This is a genomic window from Atribacter laminatus, from assembly GCF_015775515.1.
Taxonomy (GTDB): Bacteria; Atribacterota; Atribacteria; order Atribacterales; family Atribacteraceae; genus Atribacter; species Atribacter laminatus.
Genome location: NZ_CP065383.1, coordinates 1666307 through 1684009 on the forward strand (window position 1 = coordinate 1666307; position 17703 = coordinate 1684009).

The following is a 17703-nucleotide window of genomic DNA, read 5'->3' on the forward strand; positions in this document are numbered from 1 at the left end:
GGTGTTTTGGATAAATGAAAACGCTATTAGCTCTGGAAGATGGTCGGTGTTTTTGGGGACACTCTTTTGGATCAACCGGAGAGGCGTTTGGTGAAATTGTATTTAACACCAGCATGACCGGTTATCAAGAGATATTAACAGATCCTTCTTATTGTGGCCAAATTGTTACCATGACTTACCCTTTAATTGGAAACTACGGTTTAAACTCAGAAGATGGAGAATCCTCGCAACCTCAGTTAGAAGCTTTCATTGTAAGAGAAAAAAGTCCTTTGTATAGCAATTGGAGAGCTGAAGAAAGTTTGGACGATTTTTTACTCCGTTACCGGATTATTGGAATGGAAAGGGTGGATACCCGAGCAATCACCCGCCACATCCGAGAAAAGGGAGCTTTGAAAGCAGTCATCTCTACCGAAGACCTCAATCAAGATTCACTGGTTCAAAAAGCCATACAAGGACCTCCCTTGGTTGGTGTTGACCTGGCTAAAGAAGTTACGACCGAAGAACCTTATTACTGGCAATCAGAAGGTAATTACACCATAGCAGTGATAGATTTTGGTGTTAAATACAATATATTGAGGCAATTAGCCGCTCGTGGTTGTCGAGTGAAAGTTTATCCAGCTAAAACAACTGCTCATCAACTCATTAAAGACAACCCAGATGGTGTTCTTCTGTCCAATGGTCCAGGAGACCCGGCAGCTCTTCATTATGCTGTTGAATTCGTTCAGGAACTACTTGGGAAATTACCGGTATTTGGAATCTGTTTAGGCCATCAAATCATTGGTCAAGCTTTGGGTGGCAAAACCTATAAGCTCAAGTTTGGTCACCACGGCGGAAATCATCCTGTGAAAGATCTTATGGATGAAAAAGTCTATATTACTACTCAAAATCACAGCTTTGTGGTGGATATCAATACACTTCCTATGTCTGATCTTAAAATAACCCACATCAATCTCAACGATAATACATTAGCAGGGATAAAACATTGCAAATACCCTCTCTTTTCCGTTCAATTTCATCCAGAAGCAGCACCGGGTTCTCATGATACAACATATCTTTTTGATCAATTTGTCAAGATGATGGAGGAATATTGTGCCAAGAAATAATGATATTCATCGAATCTGCATCGTTGGTTCTGGTCCGATCACCATCGGTCAAGCATGTGAGTTTGACTATTCCGGCACTCAGGGCTGTAAAGCCCTAAAGAGTGATGGATATGAAATAATCTTGATTAATAGTAATCCGGCAACAATTATGACTGATCCAGAAATGGCTGATCGAACCTATATTGAACCACTTATCCCCGAAGTGATAGAGAAAATTATTGCCCGGGAAAAACCTGATGCCTTTTTACCCACTTTGGGTGGGCAAACCGCTTTGAACCTCACTGTTCAATTGGAAAACCAAGGAATTTTTAAAAAATATGGCCTGAAAGTACTGGGAGCTTCTCCAGAAGCCATTAGTAAAGCGGAAGATAGAGAGTTATTCAAGAAAGCGATGTTACGGGTCGGGATTGATGTTCCACAAAGCGACCGAGCTTATTCTCTTGATGAAGCAAAAGAAGTTGCTAATAGAATTGGATTCCCTTTAGTTATTCGACCAAGTTTCACTCTTGGGGGAACGGGGGGATCGATCGCTTATAATATTGAAGAATTCGAAAATCTCGCACAACAAGCTTTAGAAAGCAGCATCATTCGAGAAATATTAATTGAAGAGTCAGTTATTGGTTGGAAAGAAATTGAATTGGAGGTAATGCGTGATTCCAAAGATAATGTCGTAGTTATTTGTTCAATTGAAAATTTTGATCCCATGGGAATACACACTGGAGATAGCATTACCATTGCACCGGCTCAAACGCTTACTGATAAAGAATATCAACATCTTCGTGATTTATCCATACGTGCCATTCGAGAAATTGGAGTGGCGAGTGGAGGGTGTAATATACAATTTGCTCTGGATCCCTCCGATGGGAAAACGGTTATAATCGAAATGAATCCCCGAGTTTCGAGAAGCTCGGCCTTAGCTTCTAAGGCAACGGGATTCCCAATAGCTAAAATAGCTGCAAAATTAGCTGTTGGGTATACTTTAGATGAAATACCCAATGATATTACCCGCAAAACTCCAGCCTGTTTTGAACCAGCTATCGATTATTGCGTCGTGAAAATACCACGGTTTACCTTTGAGAAATTTCCCGACACTGAACCAGTATTGGGAATATCCATGAAAAGTGTTGGTGAAACCATGGCGATTGGAAGAAACTTCAAGGAAGCTCTTCAAAAAGGTCTTCGATCACTGGAAATTGGGAAATGCGGGTTGGAAGACCTTAAAAGCTGGAATACCCTTACCACTGAAAAAAAGCACTTTCTCCTTCGAGAAAAACTTCAAAAACCCAATCCCGATCGATTATTCTTTTTGAAAATGGCACTTAAGGAAGATGTTTCTCTGGAAGAGATTTATGCTCTCAGCTCTATTGACCCTTGGTTTATAAGACAGATAGATGAGATAATCGAAATGGAAAAAAGTTTGGAAGGCTTAAGCTCTTGGGAAAACATCGATCCTGAACACTTGAGAAGGGCGAAAGAATTCGGATTCTCTGACCGTCAATTGGCTGCCATTTGGAAAGAGTCAGAGTGGACTATGCGGGATTTTCGGTTAAAAAATGACATCAAAGCGGTATATAAGCAAGTTGATACCTGTGCTGCAGAATTTGAAGCTGAAACTCCTTATTATTATTCAACTTACGAAGAAGAATGTGAAGCCAACCCGAGTTCCCGAAATAAAGTAGTAATTCTGGGGGCAGGACCCAATCGTATTGGTCAGGGTATTGAGTTTGACTATTGTTGTGTTCATGCTACCTGGGGTTTGCGAGACCTTGGATACGAAACCATAATGGTTAACAGTAATCCGGAGACGGTTAGTACTGATTATGATACCAGCGATAAGCTATATTTTGAGCCAGTTTTCTTGGAAGATGTATTAAATATCATTGATAAGGAAAAACCCATTGGAGTGATTGTTCAGTTAGGCGGGCAAACTCCTTTGAACTTAGCGAAGGATCTGGAAAAAGCCGGAGTTCCAATTTTAGGGACATCTCCTGAAAGCATAGATATCGCCGAAGACCGGGATCGCTTTAAAATTTTAGTAGAGCGATTAGGCTTAATTCAACCCAAGAATGGAGTATCAGTATCTTTCGAAGGTGCCCGAGAAGTCGCTTCCCAAATTGGTTTTCCGGTTATGGTGCGTCCGTCATATGTTTTAGGTGGGCGAGCTATGAAGGTGGTTTATAGTGAAAGTGAACTTTTTGAATTTATGAATCAAGCCGTGGAGATTTCACCGGGTCATCCGGTTTTAATCGATAAATTTTTGGAAGATGCAATAGAAGTAGATGTGGATGCCATCTGTGATGGAGAGACGACCGTTGTTGCCGGTATTATGGAACATATTGAAGAAGCCGGAGTACATTCGGGAGATAGTGCCTGTGTTATCCCTCCCTATTCTCTGAGTGATGAAATTGTTGATCAAATTAAAAAATTTACTCAAGCTCTAGCTCGGGAATTGAATGTTGTTGGACTTATGAATGTACAATATGCGGTAAAAGAAGATACGGTTTATGTGTTAGAGGTTAATCCACGAGCTTCAAGAACAGTACCTTTTGTGAGTAAGGCGACAGGAATTCCCTTTGCCCGGTTAGCATCACAGGTGATGGTCGGTCGAAAATTATCGGAAATTGGTTTGAATCGTGAAATTGAAATCCGACATTTTGCTGTTAAAGAGGCAGTATTTCCTTTTAATCGGTTTCCTGGCGTTGATCCAATATTAGGTCCTGAAATGCGTTCCACAGGCGAAGTGATGGGTATAGATACTGATTTTGGAATGGCTTTCGCCAAGTCACAAATCGGAAACCAATCTCAACTTCCTCATGCCGGAAGGGTTTTCATTAGTGTGAAAAATCAAGATAAAAGAGGGGTTATTTATATAGCCAAAAAACTGGTTGATTTGGGATTTCAAATTGTTGCCACCAAAGGAACTGCTAAAGTATTAATGAATAACGGTATTACAGTTGAAATTGTTAAAAAGGTTGGAGAAGGCCGTCCCAACGTGGTGGATTTTATTAAAAACCAAAAAATTGACTTGATTATCAATACCCCCTCGGGAGGACGAACTCAGGTGGAAAGTAGTTTTATTCGAAAGGAAGCTGTGATAAAAAACATCACCTATGTCACCACGCTTTCGGGAGCCGAAGCCACGGTTTATGCTATTGAGCGGCTTAAAAAATTTCCCATTCGAGTTCGTTCTATTCAGGAGTATCATCAGGAAATATTAAAAACCCTATCAGTATAGATTAGCAATTTAAATTAAAAAGAATCCTTATTTACAAAAACCTTAATCGATTCATTTTTATTGGGTATGCTGTTTTTTTGAAGAAGGGTAACTGTAAAAATTTCCTCTGATTATGGTAAACTGGTTTTATCTATTTGAGGAGGTGTGGTGTGAAAACCTTTGGAATCATTGGGTGTTTTCTCCTTATAATTGGTTGCTTTTCTCTCTCGGTTTCAGCCCTTTCGATAAGAGGAGATGTTTTATGGAATGACCAGCCTTTATCTTTTTTGCTCATTGCAGAAGATTCCCGTTATGTATTAAAGATAGAAAATCAGCAGGATCAACTTTTGAGAGTTTTAGCTGATATGGAGGCTGAAGAATTATTTATAATTGATGATATGATGGAAGAGTATGCTTCGGTTCAGTCAAAGCAATTAATTTCCATTGTATCTTTGTTGGCTTTGGGAAAAGTCATTGGTGTAGAAGAAAGCTGGTTACAAGGAGAGCAGGTGAATTTTTATCAAACCGGTGAGAAAAAGGAATACGACCCCTTTGGTGAATGCCTTCAGCTTCGAGTGAATGATACCATCACTGGGATGTATTGGTCCTTCCAATTGGATAATCTATTCCTCCCAATTATAACTCCCATGCTTGAGAAGCTCATTCATGATGGTATCCACTTTCCTTTTTGGGAGTCAGTTGTCAAAATGAAAGGTTTTATCGTAGTGAACCAAAAGGACCAAAAAACTATTTATCGATTAATTGAAGTTGGGGATGTTCCTCTTGAATGGCAAAAAGAAGCTCAACATGGTGACTATGAGCAGAAAGAATGGATGGATTTTCTATCGCCATTTAAAGGGGGGAATTAAGCCAATTCTCTGAATACTGAAAGGGAGGAGAAATAACATGCCAGATATTACCATTACCATAGGAGGCGAAGCGGGGCAGGGTGTTCAAACTATAGGTGAGGTATTATCACGGATTCTCATCCGCAATGGATTTTATGTTTTTTCGATTCAGGATTATCATTCCCGTATTCGAGGTGGGCATAATTCAGTTCAAGTTCGCTTTTCTGATCAACCGATTCAAGCCATTGGTACTGATACGGATCTTTTAGTGTGTCTCAATCATGAAACTCAAGAAATCCACCAAACTGCATTAAAAAAAGATGGGATAATGATAGGTACGATATCAAGCCCACCTTCACCCTCTTTACCTTCTTCAATGGTTTCAATTCATTTTAACGAAATGGCAAAAGAGCTGGGAAATCGAATTTTTGCCAATATTATAGCAGTAGGTGCTTTAATCGAGATTTTAGGGATCGATGAAAAAATTGCTGAGTTGTATCTGGAGGAAATTTTCCAAAAAAAAGGAAAGGATATCATTCGGCTCAATAAAGAAGCACTTGCCTTGGGACAAAAGGAGATCCGAAAACACCAAATCTCTCGAAAGTTTTTAGATAAAAGAAATGGGAGCCAGAATCCTGGAAAACTTTTTATTGTAGGAGGAAATGAAGCTTTAGGTCTAGGTGCGATCCTGGCAGGATGCACTTTTTATAGTGCTTATCCCATGACACCATCAACTGGAGTTATGAATTTTATATCATCACGATCTAAAAAATACGGCATAATTGTCGAACAAGCTGAAGATGAAATTGCGGCGATTAATATGGCCATAGGCGCATCCTATACTGGTGCAAAGGCTATGACGGCCACTTCAGGGGGTGGCTTTTGTTTGATGGTGGAAGGTTTAGGGTTAGCGGCGATGACCGAAACTCCAATAGTTATTTTAGATGGTATGCGCCCCGGTCCTTCAACTGGTTTGCCGACCCGGACCTCCCAGGGTGATCTTGAATTTGTCCTCTCGGCATCACATGATGAGTTTCCTCGATTTGTATTTGCTCCCCGAGATCCCCAAGATGCTATCGATACAATGATTCGTGCTTTTAATCTATCCGATCACTTTCAAGTTCCGGTTATAATTCTTTCCGATCAATACTTAGCTGATAGTAACTGGACTTTTTCTCAAATAAAAGTGAACGAGAAACCCAAAAATACACAAACTGTAATCGGTGACCAAAACTACCAAAGGTATGTTCTGGCTGAATCTGGAATCTCTCCACGAGCCCTTCCTGGAATGAGCGAAGCTTTGGTTGTTGCCGATAGTGATGAACATGATGAAATTGGTCATTTAACTGAGGATTTAGAACTAAGAGTTCAAATGCATCAGAAGAGAATGAAAAAAATTGAGAAAATGAGAGAAAAAACCCGGCCACCGGTTTATAAAGCCGGTAAAACCGCCACTATTGTCGGATGGGGTTCAACTTACGGAGTGTTGTATGAAGCAAGAGAGAAACTGGTAAATTTAGGAGTAGATGTCGGGTTGCTTCATTTTAACGATATTTATCCTTTATCAAAAGATATCCTCACTTTTATAAAATCAGTTCCCCAACCGGTTGTTATAGAGGGAAATTACCAAGGTCAACTGGCAAGGTTATTGGAAAGAGAAACGAAAATTCCCTTTAGTCTTCGTATTAACCGTTATGATGGAAGGCCCTTTTTTGTGAACGAGTTGATGAATCAAATTCGGGAGGTGCTTTCATAATGTTTTCTTTTCGAAATCAGCTTGAAATTGCTTGGTGTCCAGGTTGTGGAAATTTTAACTTACTTACTGCTCTTTCTGAAGCGTTGGTGGAGCTTGGTTTAAAACCAAGTCAAGTGGTGCTGGTCTCGGGAATTGGACAAGCAGCAAAAGCCCCCCATTACATTCAAGCCAATGTTTTTAACGGTCTTCATGGACGCTCGATCCCAGTTGCTTTTGGTATTCAATCAGTAAATCCTGAGCTTACCGTTATTGCTGAATCCGGTGATGGGTGCATGTATGGCGAAGGTGGCAACCATCTTATCCATGCTATTCGAAGAAATCCAAATATTACAGTTATTGTTCATGATAATCAGGTCTATGGCTTGACCAAGGGACAAGCCTCTCCAACTTCTGAAGCTGGGTTTGTCAGCAAAACCCAACCTCTAGGAACAGTATCGGAGTCTTTCCACCCCTTAGCTTTGGCTGTTTCTCAAAATGCTAGCTTTGTCGCTCGTGGTTTTGCCGGCGACAAAGAAGAGTTAAAGTCAATTTTCAAACAAGCCATTCAGTGGAAGGGGTTTTCTTTGGTGGACGTTCTTCAGCCATGTGTCACTTTTAATCGTATCAATACTTTTGGATGGTATAAAAGTCGAGTGTATTCTCTTCCCGAAGATTATGATCCTGAAGATCAAGTCGGCGCATTCAAAATATCTCTGGAGTGGGGAGATAAGATTCCTACGGGTATTATCTATCGTCATTCCAAACCGATATTTTCAGATCTGGTTTTTGAAAAGTTGGGTCGAAAAGAATTTCTTAACCCAACAAGGAATTACCAGTCAATTTTTGAAGATGAAAAACATGGGTTTGAGTAAAAAGCAGGTCCTTCCTACGGGGAGATAGGAATCTCCCCGTAATTATTTTTTCTTAATGAAGAGCAGATAGGCACTTAATAACTGTAACTGGAATACAGGTCCTTTTAATAACATCAACCGTAACACTTCCTAAGAATATACTGGCGAGTCCAGTTCTTCCATGAGTTCCCATAATAATCATGTCAACCTGGCTTTCTTCAGCAAACTTTACAATCTCTTCGGCAGGTTCTCCAACAAGAACTTCTAAAATTGGTTTTTTTCCCAGCTGGCATCCAGATGAGTTTTTATTGTATTCTTGCTGCATATCGTTTTGGATGGCTTGGATAACATTTTCCCAGGGATTTCCAGGTTCTGAAGTGAGTGCATTCACTTCACCCAAAGTCAGAATATGAGCTAAAGTAAGTTGGGCATCGAAAACCTTACAAAAGAAAGCCGCATTTTGAATTGCCAGATCAGAAAATGGAGAAAAATCAGTTGGTACCAAAATGTGAGAGATTTTCAAATAATGTTCCCTCCCTCTTTTTTTCAACAGATTAACCTTTACCCAGAGAAAAAGCAAGATATTTCTCCTGGGAAGTGGATAAAAATATGCTAAAATGACAAGCAAAATAGAGCCGGTGATAATGGTACTGGAGGGAGAGGTATTGAAAAACTATTGGAATATCTTTCGACTTAAAATGCATCTTCGCTCCCTTATTGGAGAAAAAGATCAGGGATTTCTAAGTCTTGGAAAAAAAGCGTTCCAACTGATACATGACAAGGAATTGGAAAGAGAAGATTTAAAAGAAAATGTACAGGAGATTCTTTCCATTGAAGATGAAATCGATCAGGTTCGGGAAGCACTCCACCGGGAAATGGGACAACCACCTCGCAAGCAATGCCAGTCCTGTGGGAAATATATCGATACCTATGCACGATATTGTCCCCATTGTGGAAATATTCAAGAAAGGAGTAAGTCAGAATGATAGAACGTTACAGTCGACATCAAATGAGTAAAATTTGGGACGAAGAACACCGGGTTCAAGTTTGGTTAAAAGTTGAAATGTTGGCTTTGGAAGCTTGGGTTAAACTGGGATTATTGACCAAGGATGAATATAAAAAGATTACCGATCAGGTTACTCTTTCTCTTGATCGTATGAAAGCGATTGAAAGTATCACCCGCCACGATGTCATTGCTTTTCTTAGCAGTTTAACCGAAAAATGCGGCTTAGAATCCCGTTTTATTCATTTTGGCATGACGTCATCCGATATGTTGGATACTGCTCAGGCATTTCTTATGAAAGAAGCAGCTGATTTACTTCTTGAAGACTGCCGAAAAGCTCTCCAATCCATCAAACAAAAAGCCATAAAGTATCGAAGCACGCTTATGGTGGGTCGAACTCATGGAATTCATGCCGAACCAACCACCTTTGGGCTAAAAATGGCCATGTGGTATGCCGAAATGCGAAGGAATTACCATCGATTAATCGAAGCTCGCGAAAATATAAGAGTTGGAAAAATTTCTGGAGCAGTAGGGAACTATGCGAATATCCCTCCCCTTGTAGAACAATATGTTTGTGAAAAATTGGGTTTAAAACCGGCAGAAGTATCTACCCAGATTATCCAAAGAGACCGTTATGCCGAATTTGTTTGGGCAATGGCAATGATTGGAACATCCCTAGAAAAGTTTGCTTTGGAGCTGAGAAGCTTGCAAAGAACCGAAATACGAGAGGTTGAAGAAGGTTTTTCTTCCGGTCAAAAAGGGTCGTCGGCCATGCCTCATAAAAAAAATCCTATCACCGGAGAACAAATATGTGGACTAAGTAGGGTTTTAAGAGGCAATCTGGTGGTTGCCATGGAGAACATTCCGCTTTGGCATGAACGGGATATTTCTCATTCTTCAGCTGAACGTATTATTATTCCTGATTGTTGTATACTTTGTGATTATTTACTTATTACCTTTTGTCGATTAATGGATAATTTACGAATTTTTCCTGAGAATATGCAAAAGAATTTAGAATCCAATCGTGGCTTAGTTTTTTCAGAACGAATTCTCCTTGAATTAATTAAGAGAGGTTTAAGTCGGGAAGATGCCTATAAAATTGTTCAAAGCTCGGCGTTGACCACTTGGGAAGATCCCAATACCTCATTTCAGGATGTTTTACTTCAGGATGATGAGCTGAAGAAGTATCTTTCCAAAGAAGAAATCAAAAAGCTTTTTGACTACCAGCATTTTCTTCACTCAGTCGATTATATTTTTGAAAATACTGGTTTAAATGAGGAGGATCAAGGGTGATAGAAGGATGGACTTATAAAAAAGCTGGTGTAAATGTTGATTTAGCCAATACGACAGTTGAAAAAATAAAAAATTTGGTGAAATCTACCCGAAGGTCTGAGGTAATTGCCGATATCGGCGGTTTTTCTGGTATTTTTTGTATGGGAGAAACAGGTAAAAACCGTCCTTGTTTGGTTGCCAGTACCGATGGTGTTGGGACCAAGCTAAAGATTGCTATTCATCTAGGGATACACGATTCGATCGGAATCGATCTGGTTGCTATGTGTGTAAACGATATTCTTTGTACTGGTGCCGAACCTTGGTTTTTCCTCGATTATTTTGCTTGTGGAAAATTACGTTCTGAAATTCTGGAAAAAGTTATTTCGGGAGTTGTCAAGGGGTGTCAATTGGCTGGATGTGCATTATTGGGAGGAGAAACTGCTGAAATGCCAGGAATGTACCAGGATAATGATTATGATTTAGCTGGTTTTGTAGTCGGGTCAGTTTTAGAAAAAAGAATTATCGACGGACGTAATATTCAAAAAGGTGATGGAGTTATTGCTTTGGCCTCATCAGGGCTTCATAGTAATGGATTTTCTTTGGTTAGGAAGGTTTTAGATTGGAACCATGTTCAATACGATCATGTGATTGGTGACCTTGACTTAGCCCAAGAATTATTAATGCCAACCCGAATTTATGTAAAGAGCATTTTGAAACTGCTTCAGGAAGTACCGGTCCGGGGAATTGCCCATATTACCGGGGGTGGAGTCGTGGAAAATGTTCCCCGTATTCTTCCTCAACACCATGGAATATTGCTCTTCAAGAATGAGATTCACATCCCTGAAATCTTTTCCTTTATACAGAAAATTGGAAAAATACCAGAAACCGAAATGTGGCGAACCTTTAATATGGGTATAGGGATGATTATTATTGTTGAAAAATCTGAAGTTGACAAAACACTCAATTTACTTACCAAAAATGGTGAAAATGCCTATCTGATTGGAGAAGTCGTCTCAGAACAAGAAGGGGTGAAATGGAGTGAATGAAAAAAATATTGTTGTTTTGGTTTCGGGAAGAGGAACCAATCTTCAAGCAATCATCGATGCGACTCAATCCGGTTATATTCCCGGAAAAATTTCTTTAGTGATCAGCGACTGTCCTGATGCCTTGGCTTTGATAAGGGCTCAAAAAGCGAATATTCCAACTTTAATTCTCGATTTTAAGAGTTTTTCTGGAAAAAAAGTTTATGAAGATGAACTTTTAAGAGTCCTAAAAAAGGAAAATCCATCAGTCATCTGTCTGGCTGGTTATATGCGAATCGTTGGGAAGACCGTTATTTCTCAATTTTATCATCGAATCCTTAATATCCATCCTTCTCTCTTACCAGCCTTTCCTGGTTTAGATGCTCAAAAACAAGCCCTAGAATATGGAGTGAAAGTGAGTGGATGTACAGTTCACTTTGTAGACGAAGGGATGGACACCGGCCCAATTATTCTCCAAGCTCCGGTTCTAGTCAAAGAAACTGACACGGTAGAAACGCTTTCTCAGTCAATTCTTGAGAAAGAACATGAAATCTATTGTCAAGCGATTAAGATGCTATTGGAAGAGAAGCTCATGATACAGGGAAGAACGGTTAGGGTAAAGGGGGGAATTAAATGAAAGTCATGTTAATTGGAAGTGGGGGAAGAGAACACTGCATTGTCTGGAAAATTAAACAAAATCAGGAAGTAAAGGAATTATATTGCATACCAGGAAATGGGGGCATAAGTTCTCTGGGAGTATGCAATACCTTGAATACTTTACAGGATATGGTTCAGTTTGCCAAAGAAAAGGAGATAAACCTTACCCTGGTTGGTCCCGAAGCTCCACTGGCTAAAGGATTGGTTGACCTCTTTCAATCAGCGAAATTAGCAATTGTAGGTCCTAACCAGGATGCGGCACGACTTGAATCAAGTAAGGTGTATGCCAAGCAATTTATGAAAAAAAATAAAATTCCAACTGCTCAATTTGAAGTTTTTAATCGTTCTGATTCGGCTATTACCTACCTTAAATCTGGTTTAAATTTCCCTTTGGTCATTAAGGCTGATGGGTTAGCGGCCGGGAAAGGAGTTTTTATTGTTGAAGATGAAGAAGAAGCCGAAGACGTTGTTGTTGATTTGATGGTTAATAAAATATTTGGGGATGCCGGGAACCAGATTATTGTAGAAGAATGTCTTGAAGGAGAAGAAGCGACAATTATGTTTCTTTTCGATGGAAAGTCCTATTGTATCCTTCCTTCTTCCCAGGACCATAAAAGAATTGGAGACAGCGATGTAGGACCTAACACCGGGGGGATGGGTGCTTATTCTCCAGCACCACTGGTCACCGATCAAATATTGAAAAAAATTGAAGTAAATATCATTCATCCTTTTATTGAAGGAATTCAGCAAGAAAAATTGGATTATCGGGGAGTTGTCTATCTGGGTTTGATGATAACCCATCATTCGGATATTCATGTTTTGGAATTTAATGTTCGTTTGGGAGATCCAGAAACCCAAGTTGTTTTACCTCGGCTTAGAAACGATTGGTTAGATTTAAGTTTAGCTCTTTATCAGGGTTCACTTTCCAAGGTCAAGCTTGAAGTAGATGCTCAAAAACTTTTGGGAGTGGTATTAACCAGTCGCGGTTATCCGGGGAATTATGAAATCGGGAAGAGAATTGATGGTTTAGAAGATTTTCCCAATGAACCGCAGGGAAAGGTTCTGGTTTTTCATGCCGGAACCCAGATAAAGGACAATCAAATTGTTACAACTGGGGGGAGAGTGTTAAATGTATGTGCTTTTGGCGATACTCTTAAAAAGGCAGCTTACAATGCTTATTTAGCAATTGGGAAAATCAGCTTCGAAAATATGTATTATCGTCGGGATATTGGATACCGTGCTTTTCATCGGGAGGGATAACTATGTCGGTTTATGTGGTTATTGGAAGTAAACATGATTTCAGCTACGCCCTGAAATGTATTGAGCTTCTTGATAAGTTTGGAATTCAGCATCGACTTTTTATCGCTTCTGCCCATCGGACTCCAGAAAAAATTGATGAAATATTACATTTGGTAAAAGAGAACCATATTCAGGTTCTTATTGCCATGGCTGGATATGCGGCTCATCTTCCCGGGGTTTTGGCTGCCCGTGCACTATGTCCGGTTATTGGAGTCCCACTGGATTCTTCCTCGCTTTTAGGACTGGATGCTTTATTTTCCATCGTTCAAATGCCGGCTGGCATACCCTGTGCCTGTGTGGGAATCGGAGAAAGTGGAGCTAAGAATGCAGCTATCTTGGCAGCTGAGATTTTAGCCCTTCAAAATTCTCAATTACAAGAGAGAATAAAAGCTTATCGAGAAGAAATGAAAGAAGCGGTTATTCAGGCTAATCGGGAAATAGCCCCTTGATTTCATGAAAAAACAATAAAAAAAGCCTCCCCTTTCAAAGGGGAGGCTTTTTTTATTTAGACTTTTGCTTTTTCTTTATGAGATTTTGGAGCTGGTGTTTCTTTTAGTTTTTCCAGGTACTCTTTTCTTTCAGTTTTATAATCTTTGTAATAGATGGTTCCTTTGTAGTTTTCTTCCCAGTATGGGTCAGATAATTCTTTAAAAGCTTGAGAATACTTATCGATATCATCTTTCAGTTCTTTGATGAGACTGTCAGCACCTTCATGGCTGGGTCGTGCTCCGTATTTTTCTACAACATCTCGAAGGACTTGAGGAACATCGATCAACATGCAAGGACGCATTAAATTATTGTCATACGGTTGATTTTCTTGAATCGCCCGGAAGAAGGGTGAAGAAAAGACCTCTTTCAAACTTTTATCCTTGATATTGTCAACAGTAAAGTGACAAAATACGCAAGGTTCAACATCGCCAGCATTGTTGATATGGAAATATCGTCGACCACCGGCTATACAACCCCCAACATATGGTCCGTCATTCCAAAAATCACCGATGAAAATTGGCTTGTCGTATCGTAGATGGTGAACTTGATTACGGATGTGAAGACGTTGCTCAGGTGTTGGCATGAGATTCATGTCTGGTTTTTTTCCAATCGGGACATAGGTAAAGTACCAGCCAAAACTCACCCCTTTGTTGATCAAGCCATCCATAAATTCGTCACTGCAAACCAATTCGGTATTGTTTCGGGTGGCAGTAATGGAAAATCCAAAGAGTGCTCCTTCGTCACGAAGAGCTTCCATGGCATTCATGATTTTCTTGTAAGTTCCTTTGCCGCGTCGAGCATCGGTTTCAGCTTCATAACCCTCAACACTAATAGCTGGATAAACATTACCCATTTGAGCTAAACGCTTTGCCATGTCTCGATCAATAAGGGTTCCATTGGTGTAAACTTGGAAGGAGAGTTCGCTGTGTTTTTCCATTAGATCAATTTGTTCTTTACGGAGAAAAGGTTCTCCACCAGAAATGGTGAGGAAATTCATGCCCAATTCATTAGCCTCAGTAAAAATTCTGTCAAGGACTTCTATTGGCATATCGCTTTCTTTGCGATATTCGCCGGCATAACATCCATAACAGTTGAGGTTACAACGCATGCTTGGGCTTACTACAAAAAACATGGGTACTTGACAGCCTAATTCCTTTTCAATTTTTTGTCTTTTAGGAACTCCTAAAAGAATGCTTTTGCAGATGAGATTTTCAATTAGCTTCCGTCTCACGTTAGGATGAATTTCTTGAAGCACTCGCCGTGCCAGCACTATCTGAGGTCTTTTTTCCTCAAACATCTGACGAAGTCCACGAATCTGGTCACGATAAAACTCAATCGGTGTAAGTTTTTCGGCTAGATAGGTTAAACGGATAATAGATTCGTCGGAGGAGTTTCGTAAAGAACCGACCATTGCTTTGACAACCTGTTCTGCAGTAAAAGCTTTTATGGAATCAAAATAACCCATATTATGAACCTCCTTCATACGACGTGTTTATTCTATAGAACATATAAAACCACCCCTTATGGAGTATAGTAAGTAACCGATATAACAAGTATACTCTTCAGAACCTATCGTTTTCAAAATCGTTCTTATCATTTCATGCGTTCCCGTATACTCTTTTTACGTAATTTCGGATAGGAAAGTTTTAAGTTACGAGTTTCATAGGTACTTAAAAGCATAATTATAAAATAAATTAAAGAAAAACTAAATACTTTACACTTCTATATTATAGCAAAAAAATTAAATTTCAACCTTGGATGCTATGACGAATTAAATCATAATTCCTTTTGACTTCTTTAATATCTTCCCAGGTAAGGTAACGGGGAGAACCCCTAGAACGATCGTTATAACGGAGGAGAAAACTGGGATGAAACATGGGAAATATTTTTTTGCCACCTCTCCATTCCTGCCAGACGCCGCGAATTTTGCTAATCGGATTTTTGGTATTGAGAAGGTAGCTGGTTGGAACACTGCCTAAGGTGATGATAAAAGTCGGGTTGATAATAGCTATTTGTGCTTCCAAATAAGGGAAGCAGGCATCTATTTCCTGAGATTCTGGATTTCGATTTCCTGGTGGACGGCATTTTACCATGTTAGCAATAAATACCTCTTCCCGAGTAATTTTAACCGATTGTAAAATTTGGGTCAGGAGCTTCCCGGCTCTTCCAACAAAGGGACTTCCCGTTCGATCCTCTTCTTCTCCAGGACCTTCACCAATAAACATGATAATTGCATCAGGATTTCCTTCACCAAATACAGTATGGTTTCGGTTATTAGCTAAGGGGCATAAATGACAACTATTAACTTCCTGGCGAATTTCATCTAAAAGCTGTTCTTTTTTTGATTTTTGGTATGACATCTTTCACTATCCTACGGCATAGATTAAAAAAACCTCTCAAAGATCATCAGATGATTTTTGAAAAAATTTCTAAGAACTTATCTTAGTTATAGTATATTGATACGGTTTTTTTTACAAATTTGCTTTGGAAAAAAAGAAATTTTGTGGTTTCTTTCGAATTATTTTGTGATGAGACCGGCTAGGTATGAAGCAAGCTGCCTTCCGTAGGGCTTCAGCATTAAAGAGAAACCATAAGTAAAGGTCTGCAAAAGTTCGTTCTTTAAATTTGTCCATAATTCCACTTTTTTTGATTTTTTCAATAGCTGGAGAATAACAATTCTGATACCATTGTTGAACGGCAACTTCCCAAGGTATTTTATTTTGGCATTGATCTCGAGTAATTTGGTTGTTTGGACAGTCAGAACATTGAAAACATTGAATTAATTTGAGTATTTCTCGGTACCCTCCGGGAAGAGTAATTTGGATATTTTGCAAACCGGTTTTCTCCCGAAACATTTTTTCTTCTAACTTTAAAAAATAATTATCAGGGGATGACGAATTAAAGTGAACATTTGGGATGTTGATTTCTATGACTTCAGCATCGATATAAAGTTGTCCGGCATTTTTGGCTACTGAAACCCGATTATGGCCGTCTCGGATAAAATAATAATCACCGATTTTATAGAGAGAGATAACCGGTAGGGATTCATGTTGTTCATAATAGGAACGAATATTCGTCCACTTTCTCCGGTTGAACTTGTTTAGTGGCAAAAACGCTCGGTCAAAGTCTTCAAAACGGTTTTCACTCCCGATTATCTTATCGATCTCAACAGTTTTCACACCCAGATGATGTTCTTCACCAGTTCCTATGATTTCTTTAATTTGGTTTAAAGGAAGTAAACGATTTTTGTGATTTTTTAAGGATCCAAGAATTTTTTTAAAGAACCCTTTTCGATAGAGATGATCAAATTCTCGATTCGATTCCGCTGATCGAAAAATCTCTGGCATCTTTACCCCTTCCAAAATCTATAATACGATAATTATAACAATTTATTACTATAGTTTGATAAAGAGGATCTTGATAGCTTTGATTCCGGTCATATAAATGAGTATGTCCATGAAGGTGGTATCTTGGGTGAAATTTTTTAATCATATGATTAAATACCTTAAAACCTTTATGAACCGGATCATCACTTTCATGAATTCCACTGGGAGGAGAATGAGTGACCAAAATGTCAAGATAATGGTGATAACGCATTTTTGCCCAATACAACTGAGGTAGTAGAGAAAGGTATTTATGATACATGTCTCTTTGGGTATATTGGTGAATATTCCCATTATACCATAGGGATCCTTCCAAGCCGGCGAGAAGGATCCCTTGAAAATTTATAACTTTTCCATCTAAATTATAACCACCTGCCAAGCTTTTTTTCCCGGCAGAAGGATCATGGTTTCCATGAACAAAGAATAAAGGGACATTGAGATTGCTGACTATGAAATCCAGATAATGCTCGGGAAGATCTCCACAGGAGATAATGCAACTCACATTATGAAAACGCTCCCGACAGAGGTTACTATAGATTCGTGGGTCAATATGGTCGCTCACGGCTAAGATTTTCATCCCGTTAATTATACCTAAAGGATTTATTTTTGATAAGTAATATTGGTTTTTAAACAACTCAGTATGAATTTTATTCCTAAATATTAGTTGCTTGCCAAGAGAGAAGATAATAAAAAAAAGAACCAACTTTCCTTGAAGGTTTCTAGATCTTTAATTTGTTTTAAATGAAAAAAATGAAAAAATATCATAAGAGGGAATGATATCCTTAATGATATAATGCTGATTGAAATCTTGTGGGAAGGAACTGTGA

Annotated in this window: 16 protein-coding genes; 11 read left to right on the plus strand and 5 right to left on the minus strand. The window is 39.2% G+C overall.

Translation table 11 applies throughout. The features are described 5' to 3' along the window. The first annotated feature begins 14 nt into the window (after positions 1-14). From carA to RT761_RS07640, 5 genes are all read left to right on the plus strand, one after another. A complete protein-coding gene (gene carA / locus RT761_RS07620; protein ID WP_218110831.1) occupies positions 15-1103 on the plus strand; it encodes a glutamine-hydrolyzing carbamoyl-phosphate synthase small subunit in 1089 nt (362 codons plus the stop codon). After that, complete coding sequence (gene carB / locus RT761_RS07625; protein WP_218110832.1) at positions 1090-4338, plus strand: carbamoyl-phosphate synthase large subunit; 3249 nt, start codon at positions 1090-1092, stop codon at positions 4336-4338. The genes carA and carB overlap by 14 nt, the downstream gene beginning before the upstream one ends. Before the next feature lie 149 nt (positions 4339-4487). Next, positions 4488-5186, plus strand: a complete 699-nt coding sequence (locus RT761_RS07630) for a hypothetical protein (protein ID WP_218110833.1) — start codon at positions 4488-4490, stop codon at positions 5184-5186. Positions 5187-5223: 37 nt separating this feature from the next. Then, complete coding sequence (locus tag RT761_RS07635; protein WP_218110834.1) at positions 5224-6921, plus strand: 2-oxoacid:acceptor oxidoreductase subunit alpha; 1698 nt, start codon at positions 5224-5226, stop codon at positions 6919-6921. Continuing rightward, entirely contained in the window at positions 6921-7772 is an 852-nt protein-coding gene (locus tag RT761_RS07640) for a thiamine pyrophosphate-dependent enzyme (RefSeq protein WP_218110835.1), read from the plus strand. Before RT761_RS07635 ends, RT761_RS07640 begins: the two co-directional genes overlap by 1 nt. Before the next feature lie 52 nt (positions 7773-7824). Here RT761_RS07640 and RT761_RS07645 read toward each other — a convergent pair whose 3' ends face one another. Further along, complete coding sequence (locus RT761_RS07645) at positions 7825-8274, minus strand: universal stress protein (RefSeq protein WP_218110836.1); 450 nt, start codon at positions 8272-8274, stop codon at positions 7825-7827. A 142-nt stretch (positions 8275-8416) separates the two neighbouring features. On the opposite strand from RT761_RS07645, the gene RT761_RS07650 reads away from it, so the two are divergent. From RT761_RS07650 to purE, 6 genes are read left to right on the plus strand one after another with little or no spacing between them, the layout of a single operon-like run. Next, positions 8417-8737 carry a zinc ribbon domain-containing protein gene (locus RT761_RS07650; RefSeq protein ID WP_218110837.1) on the plus strand — a complete coding sequence of 107 codons (321 nt, stop codon included), beginning with the start codon at positions 8417-8419 and terminating at the stop codon, positions 8735-8737. Continuing rightward, the gene (gene purB / locus RT761_RS07655) at positions 8734-10047 is read left to right on the plus strand and encodes an adenylosuccinate lyase (protein ID WP_218110838.1); all 1314 of its coding nucleotides are present in this window, start codon (positions 8734-8736) and stop codon (positions 10045-10047) included. Before RT761_RS07650 ends, purB begins: the two co-directional genes overlap by 4 nt. Continuing rightward, on the plus strand, positions 10044-11072 hold the full coding sequence (gene purM, locus RT761_RS07660) for a phosphoribosylformylglycinamidine cyclo-ligase (RefSeq protein ID WP_246465107.1): 1029 nt from the start codon (positions 10044-10046) through the stop codon (positions 11070-11072). Before purB ends, purM begins: the two co-directional genes overlap by 4 nt. Further along, positions 11065-11685: a phosphoribosylglycinamide formyltransferase gene (purN, locus tag RT761_RS07665; protein WP_218110839.1), complete on the plus strand. Its 621-nt coding sequence runs from the start codon at positions 11065-11067 to the stop codon at positions 11683-11685. The genes purM and purN overlap by 8 nt, the downstream gene beginning before the upstream one ends. Beyond that, positions 11682-12965 carry a phosphoribosylamine--glycine ligase gene (purD, locus tag RT761_RS07670; protein ID WP_218110840.1) on the plus strand — a complete coding sequence of 428 codons (1284 nt, stop codon included), beginning with the start codon at positions 11682-11684 and terminating at the stop codon, positions 12963-12965. Before purN ends, purD begins: the two co-directional genes overlap by 4 nt. A 2-nt stretch (positions 12966-12967) precedes the next feature. Beyond that, positions 12968-13453 (plus strand): 5-(carboxyamino)imidazole ribonucleotide mutase, encoded by a 486-nt coding sequence (gene purE / locus RT761_RS07675; protein WP_218110841.1) that lies wholly within the window; start codon positions 12968-12970, stop codon positions 13451-13453. A gap of 56 nt (positions 13454-13509) precedes the next feature. On the opposite strand, the gene RT761_RS07680 is transcribed toward purE, so the two are convergent. The 4 genes from RT761_RS07680 to RT761_RS07695 all read right to left on the minus strand — a co-directional run bounded on the left by RT761_RS07680 (position 13510) and on the right by RT761_RS07695 (position 17453). Continuing rightward, positions 13510-14958 (minus strand): radical SAM protein, encoded by a 1449-nt coding sequence (locus RT761_RS07680; protein ID WP_218110842.1) that lies wholly within the window; start codon positions 14956-14958, stop codon positions 13510-13512. Positions 14959-15241: 283 nt separating this feature from the next. Continuing rightward, positions 15242-15853 (minus strand): uracil-DNA glycosylase, encoded by a 612-nt coding sequence (locus tag RT761_RS07685; RefSeq protein WP_218110843.1) that lies wholly within the window; start codon positions 15851-15853, stop codon positions 15242-15244. Between the two features lie 111 nt (positions 15854-15964). Continuing rightward, complete coding sequence (locus RT761_RS07690; protein ID WP_218110844.1) at positions 15965-16840, minus strand: hypothetical protein; 876 nt, start codon at positions 16838-16840, stop codon at positions 15965-15967. Beyond that, entirely contained in the window at positions 16797-17453 is a 657-nt protein-coding gene (locus tag RT761_RS07695; RefSeq protein ID WP_343073744.1) for a metallophosphoesterase family protein, read from the minus strand. Before RT761_RS07695 ends, RT761_RS07690 begins: the two co-directional genes overlap by 44 nt. Positions 17454-17703: the final 250 nt, after the last annotated feature.